General features: G+C 32.7%; 17 protein-coding genes. 2 read left to right on the top strand and 15 right to left on the bottom strand.

Going from position 1 to position 14459, the window contains the following annotated elements; translation table 11 throughout:
- Positions 1-47: 47 nt before the first annotated feature.
- The 9 genes from fsa to nagA all read right to left on the bottom strand — a co-directional run bounded on the left by fsa (position 48) and on the right by nagA (position 7901).
- Positions 48-701 carry a fructose-6-phosphate aldolase gene (fsa, locus tag ACF3NF_RS05175; protein ID WP_394022480.1) on the bottom strand — a complete coding sequence of 218 codons (654 nt, stop codon included), beginning with the start codon at positions 699-701 and terminating at the stop codon, positions 48-50.
- Positions 702-771: 70 nt separating this feature from the next.
- Positions 772-1452 carry a transaldolase family protein gene (locus tag ACF3NF_RS05170; protein ID WP_394022479.1) on the bottom strand — a complete coding sequence of 227 codons (681 nt, stop codon included), beginning with the start codon at positions 1450-1452 and terminating at the stop codon, positions 772-774.
- Position 1453: 1 nt separating this feature from the next.
- Positions 1454-2266: an SDR family oxidoreductase gene (locus ACF3NF_RS05165; RefSeq protein ID WP_394022478.1), complete on the bottom strand. Its 813-nt coding sequence runs from the start codon at positions 2264-2266 to the stop codon at positions 1454-1456.
- A 1-nt stretch (position 2267) separates the two neighbouring features.
- Positions 2268-2630, bottom strand: coding sequence for a PTS glucitol/sorbitol transporter subunit IIA (locus ACF3NF_RS05160; protein WP_394022477.1), 363 nt, complete (start codon positions 2628-2630; stop codon positions 2268-2270).
- 20 nt (positions 2631-2650) lie between these two features.
- Positions 2651-3691, bottom strand: a complete 1041-nt coding sequence (srlE, locus tag ACF3NF_RS05155; protein WP_394022476.1) for a PTS glucitol/sorbitol transporter subunit IIB — start codon at positions 3689-3691, stop codon at positions 2651-2653.
- A 1-nt stretch (position 3692) separates the two neighbouring features.
- Positions 3693-4244 (bottom strand): PTS glucitol/sorbitol transporter subunit IIC, encoded by a 552-nt coding sequence (gene srlA, locus ACF3NF_RS05150; protein ID WP_394022475.1) that lies wholly within the window; start codon positions 4242-4244, stop codon positions 3693-3695.
- Positions 4245-4259: 15 nt separating this feature from the next.
- A complete protein-coding gene (locus ACF3NF_RS05145) occupies positions 4260-4712 on the bottom strand; it encodes a transcriptional regulator GutM (RefSeq protein WP_394022474.1) in 453 nt (150 codons plus the stop codon).
- A 9-nt stretch (positions 4713-4721) separates the two neighbouring features.
- A complete protein-coding gene (locus ACF3NF_RS05140) occupies positions 4722-6587 on the bottom strand; it encodes a BglG family transcription antiterminator (RefSeq protein ID WP_394022473.1) in 1866 nt (621 codons plus the stop codon).
- Between the two features lie 186 nt (positions 6588-6773).
- On the bottom strand, positions 6774-7901 hold the full coding sequence (gene nagA / locus ACF3NF_RS05135; RefSeq protein ID WP_394022472.1) for an N-acetylglucosamine-6-phosphate deacetylase: 1128 nt from the start codon (positions 7899-7901) through the stop codon (positions 6774-6776).
- A 63-nt stretch (positions 7902-7964) separates the two neighbouring features.
- Here nagA and ACF3NF_RS05130 point away from each other — a divergent pair, with 63 nt between their 5' ends.
- Complete coding sequence (locus tag ACF3NF_RS05130) at positions 7965-8447, top strand: dihydrofolate reductase (RefSeq protein WP_394022471.1); 483 nt, start codon at positions 7965-7967, stop codon at positions 8445-8447.
- A complete protein-coding gene (locus ACF3NF_RS05125) occupies positions 8444-8707 on the top strand; it encodes a hypothetical protein (protein ID WP_394022470.1) in 264 nt (87 codons plus the stop codon). The genes ACF3NF_RS05130 and ACF3NF_RS05125 overlap by 4 nt, the downstream gene beginning before the upstream one ends.
- Before the next feature lie 65 nt (positions 8708-8772).
- Here ACF3NF_RS05125 and rbsB read toward each other — a convergent pair whose 3' ends face one another.
- The 6 genes from rbsB to ACF3NF_RS05095 are packed head-to-tail and all read right to left on the bottom strand — an operon-like array spanning position 8773 to position 14433.
- Positions 8773-9720, bottom strand: coding sequence for a ribose ABC transporter substrate-binding protein RbsB (rbsB, locus tag ACF3NF_RS05120; protein ID WP_394022469.1), 948 nt, complete (start codon positions 9718-9720; stop codon positions 8773-8775).
- A 10-nt stretch (positions 9721-9730) separates the two neighbouring features.
- Positions 9731-10675, bottom strand: a complete 945-nt coding sequence (locus ACF3NF_RS05115) for an ABC transporter permease (protein WP_394022468.1) — start codon at positions 10673-10675, stop codon at positions 9731-9733.
- Positions 10672-12153 (bottom strand): sugar ABC transporter ATP-binding protein, encoded by a 1482-nt coding sequence (locus ACF3NF_RS05110; RefSeq protein WP_394022467.1) that lies wholly within the window; start codon positions 12151-12153, stop codon positions 10672-10674. Before ACF3NF_RS05110 ends, ACF3NF_RS05115 begins: the two co-directional genes overlap by 4 nt.
- 8 nt (positions 12154-12161) lie before the next feature.
- The gene (rbsD, locus tag ACF3NF_RS05105; RefSeq protein WP_394022466.1) at positions 12162-12554 is read right to left on the bottom strand and encodes a D-ribose pyranase; all 393 of its coding nucleotides are present in this window, start codon (positions 12552-12554) and stop codon (positions 12162-12164) included.
- On the bottom strand, positions 12551-13444 hold the full coding sequence (locus ACF3NF_RS05100) for a ribokinase (protein WP_394022465.1): 894 nt from the start codon (positions 13442-13444) through the stop codon (positions 12551-12553). The genes rbsD and ACF3NF_RS05100 overlap by 4 nt, the downstream gene beginning before the upstream one ends.
- Positions 13441-14433 (bottom strand): LacI family DNA-binding transcriptional regulator, encoded by a 993-nt coding sequence (locus ACF3NF_RS05095; protein WP_394022464.1) that lies wholly within the window; start codon positions 14431-14433, stop codon positions 13441-13443. The genes ACF3NF_RS05100 and ACF3NF_RS05095 overlap by 4 nt, the downstream gene beginning before the upstream one ends.
- Positions 14434-14459: the final 26 nt, after the last annotated feature.

Here is a 14459-nt window from a genome sequence, read left to right as displayed (position 1 = left end):
TAGTCAAATAAAAAAGAGGGAGGGCCAAAAGACCCACCCAAAATTTCTTATTTATTTCTAGACTCAAAAGCATCCCAGTCTTTTACAAACGCTTCAATACCAGCAGTTGTAAGTGGATGTGTCCATAATTTTTCAAATAGAGAACCAGGGATAGTCGCAATGTGAGCACCAGCTAGGGCAGCTTTTTCAAGGTGGTTGATGTGTCTGATACTTGCAGCAATAATTTCTGACTCATATCCGTAAATATCAATAACATCACGAAGTTCAGCAATTAGTTGCGCTCCATCCTCACCCATATCATCCACTCTACCCATAAATGGAGATATGAAAGTAGCTCCAGCCTTCATAGCCATAATTCCTTGAGAAACAGAGAAAATCAATGTGCAGTTAGTTTTAATCCCCTCTTTGTTTAAAGTATGGATAGCCTTTAGCCCATCTTCAGTCATAGGGACTTTTACAACAACATTATCAGCCCATTTAGCAAGATCACGAGCTTGCTCAACCATGCCTTCGTAATCATAAACAGTAACTTCAGCAGAAACAGGCCCATCAATAAAATCAGTAATTTCAGAAATAACTTCCTTAAAATCACGACCAGCCTTATTAATCAAAGAAGGATTAGTAGTAACCCCATCAACAAGGCCAAGGTCATTGATTCTTTTAATTTCATCAACATTTGCAGTATCTAAGAAAAATTTCATAATCAAACTCCTTTAAAAAGATTCTATGATTATTATACCATGATAGGATTTATTAGAAAACGTAAACAATCTATTTCAAATAATCAATCCAAGATATTTTGCTTTCATTTATTGATTTAAAATCATTTACAAAAGCATCCACAGCCTTATTGATATTGCTATCATCTATAAATTTCTCAAACACTTCATAAGAACAAGTTGCTGTGTCTATCCCATATTCTGCCAATTTTAAAACTTGATTTGTATTTTTAAAACTAGCTGCTAGAACTTTTGCATCTGGATTAGTCTCATCTAAAATATTTTGAATTTTAATCGTTGTTTCAATGCCATCATATCCTAGATTATCAATTCTATTTACATATGGGGCTAGGTAATCCGCACCAGCCAATGATGCCAAAAAGGCCTGAGTCGGGCTATAAATTGCTGTTGCCGTTATTTTAGTGTTCTCATTTTTCAATAGCCTCATAGCTTTTAAACCTTCTTTATTAGTAGGGACTTTGATAAAAGTATTTTCCCCAAACTTTTCTTTTAAAAGCCTAGCTTCTTTTACAATATTATCAGCATTCTCGGATAAAACTTGAATATGGAGCTGATCATCCCCAATAAATTCTCTAATTTCTATTAAAGTTTCTATAGGGTCTTTTTTATTTTTAAAAAGTATGCTGGGATTAGTTGTAACCCCAGATACTGGAAAATACTCGTATAGATATTTTATATTCTCTATATTTGCATCATCTATTAGTAATTTCACATTAACCTCTAGTTTTTCCACCAGCTACATTTATAGTAACTCCATGGATATATGATGAACGATCACTTACTAAGAAACAAACTAAGTTTGCTACTTCTGTAAGTTTTCCACTTCTACCTAGTGGAGTAGTTTTTGTGCTTTCATATCCTTCTCTGAGTTTTTCGACTGTAATATCTCTTGTATAAGATAATGCTTCTTCATATTCTAAAGTTCTAAGACCTGTAGCTTCTAAAATTCCTGGAGCAACACCTACAACTCTTACATTATGTTTTCCAAGTTCTTTTGCCCAGCTTCTAGTTAATGAGTTGACTGCATTTTTTGTTGCAGCATATATGGATTGGCCTTCGCTACCTTCTAATCCTGATTCGCTTGACATATTTATGATAACACCTTGACCTTGGTCTACAAAAACTCGGGCTGCTTCTTGGGCACAGTAGATTAGTCCTTTGAAATTAATATCTGTTACTAGATTAATAACTCTGTCATCAAGTTCGTATTTTCCATGAGGGTCTTTTGGATCAACAAGTAATCTTGGGATGTTTATTCCTGCATTATTTACAATAGCATCTAGGTGACCAAATTTTTCTACTGATTCATTGATTGCAGTTTTGATGTTTTCTTTATTAGTTACATCTAAGTGTACATACAATAAATTATCAGCACTTTCACCTTTATACTCTGGTTTATTATCATTGATATCTGTGGCAATAACATTTGCCCCAGCTTCTAACAATCCTTCCACAACTGATTTACCAATACCAGATGCAGCTCCTGTTACTAGAACAACCTTATCTTCTAATCCCAACCATGTCATTTTATGCCTCCAATATTTTAAATTCAGTTCCCACATTTATTTCAGGAATTACTACGTTTTCTGTTATTACTGCCCCTGGTAGTAAATCTTCTACATTTCCACTTAGATTTACAGTTAAGTGAGCTAATCCTTCTAAGTTAGCTTGAGCTTCATCTCCTACCGCCAATATTTTAGCTTTTACCCCGTCAATATCTACATAATCTCCAACTTCTATATTTCCATTGACATCTTTTAATTCTAATGAATAGCAATAATCTCTAAGCTCTTCAGGTGCGTTATCTCCAAAGAAAATTATCATCTCATTGCCAAATTCATCAACTGAATTTCCAACCTTAGTTACTGTGTTTTCATAAATTGTTTTCATTATTAAATCCTTTTTATTTTCTATGCGTATAAACCTAAACTAGCAAAATATGCTACTAATACTCTAGGTACCCCAATTAAGAATCTTGAATACATGACTGATACTACACCGACTTCTACTGTCTCTGCTTCTGCTTCAGCAAGTCCAAGACCGACTGGAATAAAGTCACAAGCATTTTGTGTATTAATTGCAAATAAGGCTGGCAAAGCTAAACTTGGCGCAATATTGCCTCTTGCAATCTCTGATCCAATTAAAGTACCTATTACTTGAGCAATTACAGCTCCAGGTCCTAAAAGTGCTGATAAAACTGGAATAGAACAGATAAATCCTAAGATTACCAAACCAACTACATTTCCTGTAAGTGGGATAAGGAGTCTCGCAAACCAATCCCCAAATCCTGAACCTTGAATAATACCAATAAGCATCGCTACAAAGGCCATGAATGGAATTATAGTATTAATCATAGTTTGGACAGCATCTCTACCTGCTTGGAAGAATATATCTATGACTCTTCCTGCTCCCATACCTACTTTTTGGATAAAAGTATTATTACTTTGTTCTGCAAGTGTTTGAGAAACTTTTTTATCCTTTGTATAAGTTATTTTTTCTTCTTTAGATCCAGTTGTTTCATTTGCTGCATAAACTTTTTCTGTATCATTTTCTTTTGTAGATGATCTTGTAGGTTCTGACTCTCCTTCAACAAGTGATACTTGTTTAGGACCAACATCTGATACATATATTGTTTCATTTATATATTGAGCAAGTGGGCCAGATTTTCCTGTTGGCTTTATATTTAGTGTAGGGATGCCTTTTTTAGGATATATTCCACATCTTAATGTTCCACCACAGTCAATTACAGCTGCAAATATTCTTTCTTCTGGTACAGAAGTTTTAAATCCATTTACAATTTCACATCCTGTTAGTTCTTTTATTGTATCTACAACTGGAGGTTTTGCCCCACCGCCTGTGATATATAATAAAACGTTTTTGTCCCCTTCAGGTCCTATAACTAATGGACCACCATATCCAGCTGATCCTTTAACTACTTTTACTTTTGTCATTTTATGCCTCCGCTTTTAATGTTCTACTTAATTTTTTGTTTTGTTGCTTTTCTACATATGATGTTGTAAAGTCAGTTATCCAACCTGCAAAGAAGTTCATAACTAGACCTACTAAAAGATATCTAATTGCAAGTGGTGTTGTATCTAAACCTAATGCCTCAACCCCTTGTGCAATTCCTAGCCATACGAATAATTCACCTGGATTGATATGTGGGAAAATACCATTGTTGGTATGGCAGTGATAAGCTCCAGATGCATAGTAAGATGGCTTTTGATATTCCGGTAAAAACTTACCCATAGAAAGAGCCATTGGATTTCCAAGCATAAAGGCTGATACAAAAGGTAGTATCCCGTATGCCAAAAATTTATTTTTTGATGCTACTTTTCCAAATTTATTTATTTTTTCTGGTCCAATAATTGCAATAAGTGAGTTCATAAATACTAAAAGTAGAAGTACTTTTGGTATAATCCCTCCAACCCAACTTACGAATGTTTCTCCACCTAATTCAAATAAATGGATAAAACCCTGTGCTAAATTAACTAAAAAATCCATAATTTCTCCTTATAATTATGCTGCTTCCTTTTTTATCAGCCCGCTAAATTTTTGAAGTGGAGATTTTGCCATTGGGATTTCTTCTCCTCTTTCTGCTCTTAGATAATTTTCTTTGGCATTTAGTATAGCTTGCTTCAAACTTTTAGGAAATTTTGTTCCGGCCAACACTTCTTTATCAATATCTTTTATATTAATATTGTTAAAGTCACAATTTTCTTTAAATCTGGCAAATACTGTTATCCCGTTTATGAATGCGGCGTTTCTAATAGTTCCATTTTCATCAACACCAAACATAACTATCGATCCAGACCTAAAGCCTCCTTTTTTTATTCCTATGGCAACCTTGCCTTCTTTAATAAATTTTCTAAAATATTCTTTAAATGAATTCATTTGCAAAAATGTTAGAAAATATTGAAGCATAAACATTGCTCCTAGGAATAAAATTATAAACATATAAGACTTTTCCATCTTTTTCTCCTATCTAAATAACTCAGTTTCTTTAATTATTACTTCCATTAGTTGCCTGTAATTTTCCACCTTTTCTACATGATTTAAGAAATCGCTATCTGATGAGACACTAACAATTTCATCATATAAATTAACAATTAAAGTATCATCATCATTAGGTACTCCTACAACAAATATGACTTTTATATCTGAATTAGGGAATATTCCCATGCTTAAAATAAATTTCTCATTTTTTATATGAGGAAAGGCTACTTTATCAGAGAATTTCGTTGAGGATTGAGTTTCTCTCAAAATTATTGAATTAGTAAATTCTACATCAATAATTTTTTTCTTCTCCAAGCATTCAAGCATCCTTACTAAATTTGTTTCATAGTCTTTGCTCTGTCCAATATAAAGTGTTTCTTCCCTCAACTCAGTAAAAATAAGAGATTTTAAAGCCCTTTCTTTTTGAAAAATACTTTGCTTAAAATAAAAATTATCCAATTCTTTTTGAATTAATTTATTATTTTTAAAGCCATTTGCTAAGAATAATGCATTTTCTAATTTCACTGGAACTGCACTTATTATCAAATCATAGTCTAGCTGATTACTTAGTTGATTAGCATCAGGATAATAATCAATTGTATGGACATTTGAAAACCTTTCTTGGATTAAGGGAATAATCTCCACTGCTTCTTCTTTGTTCTTATTTATAATTCCTACTTTGAATTTATTTATAGGTGAAGAATTTAACTTATCAAATAAATATATTTGAAAATATGATGCTAAATAACTCTTTTCAGACTCATTAATAAGCTTTTGCTTTTGCTCATAGATGACATCCGAAGCTATTTCACTCATTTTATAGGCAACTTTATATTCATTTTTTATATTTTCACTAAGTGGATTTTTTATATTGTAATTTAAACTTATTCTATTTAGTAAATAATAAATGTGATAATTAAAGTTTTCTGTTATATCTCCCAAATCTACATTTATATCCATTTGATTTTTTATTCTTTCAAAGATTTTGTTAGTCAGTAATCTTATTTCATCTAATTGTCCAGAATCGAAGCTATGGTTAAAGTTTGAAGAAGTTCTCATGCCCATTAAAGGGATTAATATAAAATTGATTTCTGAATCTGTTAAATCAATATCTTCTAACCTTTTGACAAATTCTTTTATTTGATCAGAAATTTTAGCGAAATCATTATTTTCAGAAATAGATTCATTATCTAGTTGATTGTTTAAAAGATTTCCTGATCTAATTCTATACATTGAAACATGAAAAAATTTGGATATGCTCTTGTAGGTATCTTCATTTATAAAAAAACTTACCAATAAATCATGCAAAAAAGTATTATATTCTTCCTCAAGTTTTGCCTTAGAAATAATATAATCATAGCCATTTTCTAAAATAAAATATCTTTTATCAAGCTCACCGCCCAGCAAATTTATGCCAACATTTGGTTTTCCATGTATGCTTAGTTGGTAACTATCCAAACCTTCATTTGCTATCTTTATATCTTTTGATAGAGTAGATTTTGAAATATTTATCTCATCGGCTAAGTCATCCAACTGTAAATCTTTTTCATTTAAAAGCCTCTTAATAAGGTATAAAATTCTGATTTTAGGATTTGTAAAATCTGTTGTTGATAAAACATTTGCACTTTTTATTGACTTGTATTTTTCAAAATTATAGATAAATAATGAAATTATTCCATTTTTAATATAAATATAAGCTCCATCTTTTAATTCATGATTGAGAACTTGTACCTCGTTTTTTATAGTTTTCTCTGAAACAGAAAGTGCATTTGATAAATCAATGATAGAAACATTGCTTTTTTCAAGTGCAGACAACATAAGTGTTTTTCTATCATCTAAGCTCTCCCACATTATTTCCTCCTATTATTATTATAAAGATATAAGTCAAAAAATTAATGTTAACTTTTTCCTAGTATAAGAAATTTGCAAAATTAATTGTTAGTTTAACCTGCTAACTAGATAATAAATGATAAACTAAGATGTTTCAATAAATCACCACAAAAAAACACCCCCAATGGGGTGTTTTATATTTTTCTTCTATTCAAAAACTTTCTCTCCGTTTAAATAAGTAGCTTTTAAGTCCAGATCTTCATCCAAAACTATAAAATCAGCATCAAATCCTACTTGTAGTTTCCCGCACACATTATCTATTCCTACGGATTTTGCTGGGATTAGGCTGGCCATTTGGATGGCTTCAAAGGCGTCTGCTATTTGCCAGTCTACTACATTTTTTACAGCATCTTTTAATTTTAGGATTGAGCCTGCTAGGTTACCGCCTTCTTTTAGTCTTGCGGTGCCATTTTCTACAATTACATCAAATTCTCCTAGTTTGTAATCTCCATCTGCCATGCCTCCTGCTGACATACAGTCTGTGATTAATGCGATTTTATCTCTGCCTTTTGCATTCATCAAAACATTTGCACTGGCTGGGCTTACGTGGTGGCCATCGCAAATTAATTCACTTATAGCATCTGAATTCATTGCTGCTCCTACCATTCCTGGATTTCTGTGGTGGAGTCCACTCATGCCATTATAGGTGTGGACAAAAATATTTGCCCCTTCATTAACTGCATCCATTGCCTGTTCATAGCTGGCATCAGAATGTCCTAAGGCAACTGCTATCCCCATTGCATTTGCTTTATGGATAAAGTCTATTACTCCATCTCTTTCTGGGGCAATGGCAATTTTATTTACCAAACCATCTGATAATTCTTTCCATTTTTTCAGTTTTTCTATATCTGGATCTGACATATATTTTTCATTTTGTGCGCCCTTGTATTTTTCAGTAAAAAATGGGCCTTCTAGGAAAACTCCACGGATTTTTGCACCAGTCACATCCTTATATTCTTGACCGATCACTTTGCAAGCTTGGTTTAATCTCTCTGTTGAATCTGTAAGTGTTGTTGGCAAAAAACTTGTAACTCCCATTTCCAAAAGTCCCTTAGAAATAATTTCCAAAGCACCTTTTTTGGCATTCATGATATCTTCTCCATGATAGCCATGGATATGAGTATCTACCAAACCTGGAGCAATAATTTCTCCCAAATATTCATAAGTTTCTGGTTCTTCTTTTGAAAATGACTTTATTTTGCCTTTCTTTACTTCCATATAAAAATTTTCTAAAACTTTATCTTCTAAAATAATATAATCAGCTGTATAAAACATAATCTCTCCTTTGCTAGTATTTTACCCGCTTTGGATGGGTATTATAAGGATAGGAGTTTAAAAATGAAAATTATTTTAGCAGTTGATGAAAATTGGGCAATCGGAAAAGATGATGAAATGCTCTTTCGCATCAAAAAAGATTTGAAACATTTTAAGCAAATGACTACGGGAAACATTGTGATAATGGGTAGAAATACCTATGAATCAATTGGTCATGCTTTGCCAAATAGGGAAAATATTATTTTATCAAAAAATCCAGATTATGAGGCAAAAAATGCAAAAGTTTTTCATAAACCAACTGAGGTTATAAATTATGTTAAGACTAGTACTAAAGAAGTTTTTGTAATAGGCGGGTCTGAGATAGTTGATATTTTTTTACCATACGCTGATGAAGCCATAATCACAAAAATAAATGCAATAAAAGATGCAGATACCTTTTTGCATAATTTTGACCAAGATCCAGATTTTGAGATTGTAAGTGAATCTCAAATATATGAGGAAAACGGAATAAAGTTTTCTTATGTAAATTATAGGAGGAAAAAATGAGTAAAACTGAAATTTTTGTAAGCGACAAATGCCCACATTGCCAAAGGGTTTTTAAAGACTATGAGGCAAATCCTGAAAAATATGAGGGTGTAGAAATAATAAATATTTCTGATAGCTTGCCAAATCTAAAAAGATTGTTAAAATACCGTGATAATCTAGATGGTTACAAAGAAGTAAGAGAAGAATCCAGAATCGGAATCCCATCTAGGGTTGTGGATGGTAAAGAAGTAGATTTTGTCCAAGAATTAATTGAAAAATAAAAACAAAAGTTGCAGATAAGTATCTGCAACTTTTTTATGGGATTTATTGGGATTTTGTTTTTAAGTTATTTAATTAGTTCAAGTGGTGAATCTACTTCTTTTTCTATTGTTTCACCTTTTAGGTATTTGATAGCTGTTTCTATAGCTAGTTTACCCATTTCTTTTGGTTGTTGGGCAACAGTTGCTGATAGTGTTCCATCTTTTACTGCATTTATTGCATCATCATTTCCATCAAAACCAACTATTACAATATCTTTTCCACTTGTTTTTATAGCTTCACTAGCTCCTAGGGCCATTTCATCATTTTGGCAGAATACTGCTTTTACATCTGGATGTGCTTGCAACAAGTTTTCCATAACTGTAAGACCTTCTGCCCTATCAAAGTTAGCTGTTTGGCTTGCTAGAAGATTAATTTTGCCATCTGTAGCTTCTTTAAATCCTTCTCCTCTTTCTCGAGTTGAACTTGCTCCAGGAATTCCTTCTAATTGGATAACTTCAGCATTTTCTCCAACTTTTTCTAGGATAAATTCTCCTGCCATCTTACCACCTTCAACGTTGTTGCTTGCAATAAAGCTTACGATTTCTCCTGAATCTGTTCCTCTGTCGACACAGATAACTGGAATATTTGCTTCGTTTGCTTTTTCTACTGATGGTGCTATTGCAGTTGAATCTACAGGATTGATTATGATTAAATCAACTCCCTGAGTAATTAAGTCTTCTACTTGGTTACTTTGTGTTGAAGAATCGTTTTGTGCATCGGATATTACAGTTTCTACGTCTTCTCCAGCACCCTCTTCAATACCTTCTCTAATTGATACGAAAAATGGATTGTTAAGTGTCGAAAGTGAAACACCTACTTTCATTTTTCCATCTGTACTGGTATTTTCTGCTGTTTCGCTTGTTTCTGTTTTATTTTCTGTTGCTTCATTGTTGCTTTGTCCCTCTAAGCTACAAGCAGTAAATGCAAATAATGCAACAAGGACTAGTGATAAATATTTTTTAATTGTTTTCATAAAAACTCTCCTATTTGTTTCTTTTGCGGTCAATTAGAACTGCAATTAAAATTACAATCCCTTTTACGATTTGCTGGTAAAAACTTGATACTCCCAATAAATTAAGACCATTGTTAAGGACACCTAAAATCAAAATACCAATTAGGGTTCCAGTTAGCGATCCACTACCACCTGTCATACTTGTCCCTCCAAGCACAACTGCAGCGATAGCATCCATTTCGTAGGCAACACCCGCTGTTGGTTGGGCAGAATTTAGTCTAGAAGTTAAAACCAAACCTGATAATACAGCCATAAGTGATGATATTACATAAACGCTTATTTTTACCTTATCTATATTAATCCCCGAAATAAAACTTGCCTTTTCATTGCCCCCAACAGCATATATTTTGCGACCCAGGGCAGTTTTATTTAAAATAGTCCACAAGATCAAAAATGCTAGGGCAAATAAGATTACTTGGAAAGGAATGCCTAAAAATTGGCCTTTTCCTAAAAACTGAAAGGCAAAATTATCTTTTGGCCCAGCTATAGGTCTCCCATCTGTATAAACTAGGGTCAACCCTCTAAAAATAGTCATTGTGGCTAGGGTTACAATAAATGGGGCAAGTTTTCCTTTGGTAATTAAAAACCCATTTATTAATCCCAAAATCAGCCCAAGACCTAGGGCGATTAATATAGCTAGGATCGTGTTCATCCCATTTTGTAAAAGACCTGCAAAAATTGCAGATGTCACTGCTAGGGTGGAACCCACTGATAGGTCAATACCCCCAGTTAAGATTACAAAGGTCATTCCTAGGGCAATAAATCCGTTTATGATTAATTGTCTCATCAGATTCATTAGGTTATTTGCTTGTAAGAATGTTGGATTTAATATACTAACAAAAACCATTAGGATAATTAGTGCTAAGATAGTGCCCAAATTCTGGTTTTCTTTAATTTTTGTTTTAAAATTGCTCATAGCTTTCCTCCTGTTGCAAGGGTCATTACTTTTTCTTGACTAGCTTCTTCCCTTAAAAGCTCTCCATTTACTTCTCCTTCATGAATTACATATATACGGTCTGAAAGAGAAAGTAATTCAGGAAGATCGCTTGAAATTAATATTATACATACTCCCTTGTGGGTCAATTGCTTAATCAAATCATAAATTTCTCTTTTTGCACCGACATCCACACCCTTTGTAGGCTCATCTAAGATTAAAATTTCTGGATCAATTGCATACCATTTTGCAAAAACAACTTTTTGCTGATTTCCGCCTGATAAGTCACGTACCTTACTTTCTGCAGATTGGGTTTTGACCCTAAAAGAATCTACAAGAGAATTTGACAAGTCTTTTTCTTTTTTCTTATCAATAAATGATTTTTCTGTAAATTTGTTAAAATTTAGTAAAGAAATATTTTCTCTAATTGATTCATCAAGAACTAGGCCTTCTTCTTGCCTATTTTCAGTAACAAATCCGATTTTATTGTTTATGGCATCCATTGGTTTTGTAATCTCAATTTTTATGCCATCTATGTAAATTTCCCCACTATCTTTTGAATCTAGGCCAAAAACAGCTCGCATTATTTCTGTCCTACCTGCTCCCATCAGTCCAGCTATGCCCAGAACTTCACCTTTTTTTGCACTTATATTTATATTTTCAAAAAAATCAGCCTTTGAAAAGTTTTTAAGTTCTATTTTTACATCTGAAACTTTAGCATCCATTTCTGGGTAAAAATCACCGATGTCCCTACCAACCATATGAGAAACCACTTCTTTTTCGTTAGTTTGGCTAGTGTTCATCACAGCAACAGATTTTCCATCACGCATGACTGTAATCTTGTCTGTTAGAGCAAATATTTCCTCCATACGGTGGGAGATATAAATCATAGAAACATTCTCATCTTTTAATTTTTTAATAAGTAAGAACAATTTATCAATTTCATTATTGGTTAAAGCGCTTGTCGGTTCATCCAAGATTAATACATTTACCTTGTTTAAATTTGCCTTGGCTATTTCCATCATCTGCCTCTGGCCTACTGATAAATTTGCTACTTTAGTATCTGGATCAATATTTAAATCAAATCGTTTTAATAAATCCTCACATTTTTGACGCATGGATTTTCTATCCAAAAACCAGCCTTTGTTTAGCTCGTTATTCATAAATATATTGTCCATAACACTTAATTCTGGCCAGTCACTAAGCTCTTGGTGGATAAAACTTATTCCATATTCTTTAGCAATATTTGTATCAGCAATGTCCACCTCTTGGCCATCGATTAGAATTTCTCCAGAATCCTTGTTCAATACTCCTGACAAGATATTCATCAAAGTTGATTTTCCAGCTCCATTTTCTCCAACCAAAGCGTGAATTTCTCCCTGTCCAAGATTAAAATCTACACCCTTTAAGACATCATTTTTTCCAAAGGACTTGTAGATATCTTTCATTTCAATATTCATAATTGCTCCTAAAAAATATTTTTTGACTGCAAGATTATATTGGAATATGGGGTGTTCTCTCCAGTTCTTATGACAAATTTTACATCTTCTAGTTTTTTCTTAAAATCTTCATGGCATATGTACTCGCAACTTACACCATCCAAAAGTTTTTTAATAGCATTTTCTTGGTCTGGATTTTTATCCTTTATTTCGCTAGCTAAAATGTAGTGTTCGCATCCGAAGTCTTCTAACAAAATTTCTAGAACGTCAATGAATTTTGGTTGACCAAGCTTTAAGGCCAAATCAATTTTTTTCTCTGGATCAATTGGCAAACCACAATCCCCAATAGCGATTAAATCTGTGTGACCCAAATCTGATAATCGTTTTGAAATTTCACTATTTAAAATGCCTTTTTCTTTCATAAATCTTCTCCAATAAATTTTTCTACATCTTCTAAATTTGGTATAGAAATACTTGCTCCCTTTTTTCTAACAGATAGGGCTGAGGCTTTGGTTGCAAGTTCTAAACATTTTTTAACATCTGTATTTTTGTAAAACTCAGCTACAAAAAAGCCAGTAAATGTATCTCCTGCTCCAGTGCTGTCTACCGCCTTGACCTTGTAAGCTTTTTGACAAATTTTATTTTCCCTATCTACAAATATTGATCCTTTGCTACCTAAAGTTATAACCAGCTTTAAATTTGGATAATTTTCTCTAAAATAAGCTATACAGCCTTCTATATCATTACAAAGAGATATTTCTTTGCTCTCAGTTTCATTTACCATTAGCAAGTCAATTTTGTTAAAGTCAAGATTTTTAAGTTCATCTGTAATTGGAGAGGGGTTTAAAACTATCTTCATTCCTTTTTCATAACCCTTTTTAATTATGTAATCCAGATTATTTATTTCGTTTTGCAATACAAGGATATCGTTTTTATCAAAATTTGACAGAACCTCATCGATAAAGTCTTTCTCAATATCAAAATTTGCACCCTTATACAAAACTATGGAGTTTTCACCATTGTCATCAACTTGTATAATTGCATTTCCAGTTGAATTATCTGAATCCCTTATAAAACTTGTATCAATTCCCTCACCGGCTAAGTATTCTTTTAAAAATGCTCCATCACTACCAAGGCTTCCTGCATGATAAACTCTATCAGAGTTTTTTGCCAAAGCAACCGATTGATTCAAGCCCTTACCTCCGGCTCTTTTCTCAATACTTTGGGCACTAATTGTTTCACCAGGTCTTACGATGTGATTTACCCTAAAGAAAATATCTATATTTATAGACCCAAAATTTAATATTTTCATTTTTTAAAACCTACACTTTCTCTTTCAATAATTTTAGGCTCTACCATTATTTTTTCCTGAACTGTCTTATTTTTAATTAAATTATCAGCCATCCTTATTGCGTTTTTGGCGATTTCTTTTAGGTTTTGATCAAGGGATGTAAGTCTTGGGCTGATGATTTTGTTTAAAAATAGATTGTCATAACTTATTAATGAAATGTCATCAGGGATTATTATGTCATTTTCAGCAAAGTAATTTATTAGACCATATGAAGACATATCTGCAAAAGAAAAAATTGCATCGACATTTTTTTCTTTGAAAAATTTCCCAGCCTTATAGCCTTCTTCATAGGAATAATCTCCATGAACTATATTTTTATAGTCAATGTAAATATCATAGTTCATAGCAGCCTTTATGGCACCAGAAAGTCTACGAGAAGAATTTGCTGTTGACCTTGGTCCAATCAAAAGCCCAATATTTATAAATCCTCTTTTTATGAGATATTCCATAGCAAGATATCCGCCCATTTCATTATTTCCTGTTACAATTTGAGTGTTTCTACTTTCAAAATCTACCTCATCTAGGAAAATAATATTGTGCTTTCTTAGATCATCCTCATTTAAAGAATTGACATTTCGGTCAACTACCAGAGTAGCTGCAAAAATATTGTTTGCTAGTAAATTTAAAAATTCATCCTTACCAATTTTTTTGTTGTTAGTGTTATGAATATACAAAAAATACGAATACTCTTGGGCAAATCGAGTCAGTTCCTTCACCAGTGCTGAAAAAAATGGATTATTTATATCCGGCACAACAACCATAATTATATTGCTTTTTTGGCTGGCAAGGGCCTTGGCATATCCATTGGCATTGTAATTTAAACTTTTCGCAGCATCCAAAACTTTTTTCTTGGTTGGCTCAGATATTTTATTTTTAGTATTATTCAAAACCATTGATACAGTTGTTATTGATACTCCCGCAAGTTTTGCTACATCTTTTATATTTGCCATTTCACCACCATTAAAACGTTTTAATT

This window comes from Anaerococcus martiniensis, assembly GCF_043187485.1.
Classification (GTDB): domain Bacteria; phylum Bacillota; class Clostridia; order Tissierellales; family Peptoniphilaceae; genus Anaerococcus; species Anaerococcus martiniensis.
Note: the sequence above shows the minus strand (reverse complement) of the source record. Positions and strands in the feature narration are given on the sequence as shown.

Excerpts from the sequence above, each read along its gene's own strand:
- ACF3NF_RS05165 (WP_394022478.1), bottom strand. The coding sequence starts at position 2,266 with ATGACATGGTTGGGATTAGAAGATAAGGTTGTTCTAGTAACAGGAGCT.
- rbsD (WP_394022466.1), bottom strand. The coding sequence starts at position 12,554 with ATGAAAGAAAAAGGCATTTTAAATAGTGAAATTTCAAAACGATTATCA.
- ACF3NF_RS05125 (WP_394022470.1), top strand. The coding sequence starts at position 8,444 with ATGAGTAAAACTGAAATTTTTGTAAGCGACAAATGCCCACATTGCCAA.
- nagA (WP_394022472.1), bottom strand. The coding sequence starts at position 7,901 with ATGTTTTATACAGCTGATTATATTATTTTAGAAGATAAAGTTTTAGAA.
- ACF3NF_RS05160 (WP_394022477.1), bottom strand. The coding sequence starts at position 2,630 with ATGAAAACAATTTATGAAAACACAGTAACTAAGGTTGGAAATTCAGTT.
- ACF3NF_RS05110 (WP_394022467.1), bottom strand. The coding sequence starts at position 12,153 with ATGAATATTGAAATGAAAGATATCTACAAGTCCTTTGGAAAAAATGAT.
- ACF3NF_RS05095 (WP_394022464.1), bottom strand. The coding sequence starts at position 14,433 with ATGGCAAATATAAAAGATGTAGCAAAACTTGCGGGAGTATCAATAACA.
- ACF3NF_RS05145 (WP_394022474.1), bottom strand. The coding sequence starts at position 4,712 with ATGGAAAAGTCTTATATGTTTATAATTTTATTCCTAGGAGCAATGTTT.
- ACF3NF_RS05115 (WP_394022468.1), bottom strand. The coding sequence starts at position 10,675 with ATGAGCAATTTTAAAACAAAAATTAAAGAAAACCAGAATTTGGGCACT.
- fsa (WP_394022480.1), bottom strand. The coding sequence starts at position 701 with ATGAAATTTTTCTTAGATACTGCAAATGTTGATGAAATTAAAAGAATC.
- srlE (WP_394022476.1), bottom strand. The coding sequence starts at position 3,691 with ATGACAAAAGTAAAAGTAGTTAAAGGATCAGCTGGATATGGTGGTCCA.
- ACF3NF_RS05130 (WP_394022471.1), top strand. The coding sequence starts at position 7,965 with ATGAAAATTATTTTAGCAGTTGATGAAAATTGGGCAATCGGAAAAGAT.
- rbsB (WP_394022469.1), bottom strand. The coding sequence starts at position 9,720 with ATGAAAACAATTAAAAAATATTTATCACTAGTCCTTGTTGCATTATTT.
- ACF3NF_RS05100 (WP_394022465.1), bottom strand. The coding sequence starts at position 13,444 with ATGAAAATATTAAATTTTGGGTCTATAAATATAGATATTTTCTTTAGG.
- srlA (WP_394022475.1), bottom strand. The coding sequence starts at position 4,244 with ATGGATTTTTTAGTTAATTTAGCACAGGGTTTTATCCATTTATTTGAA.
- ACF3NF_RS05140 (WP_394022473.1), bottom strand. The coding sequence starts at position 6,587 with ATGTGGGAGAGCTTAGATGATAGAAAAACACTTATGTTGTCTGCACTT.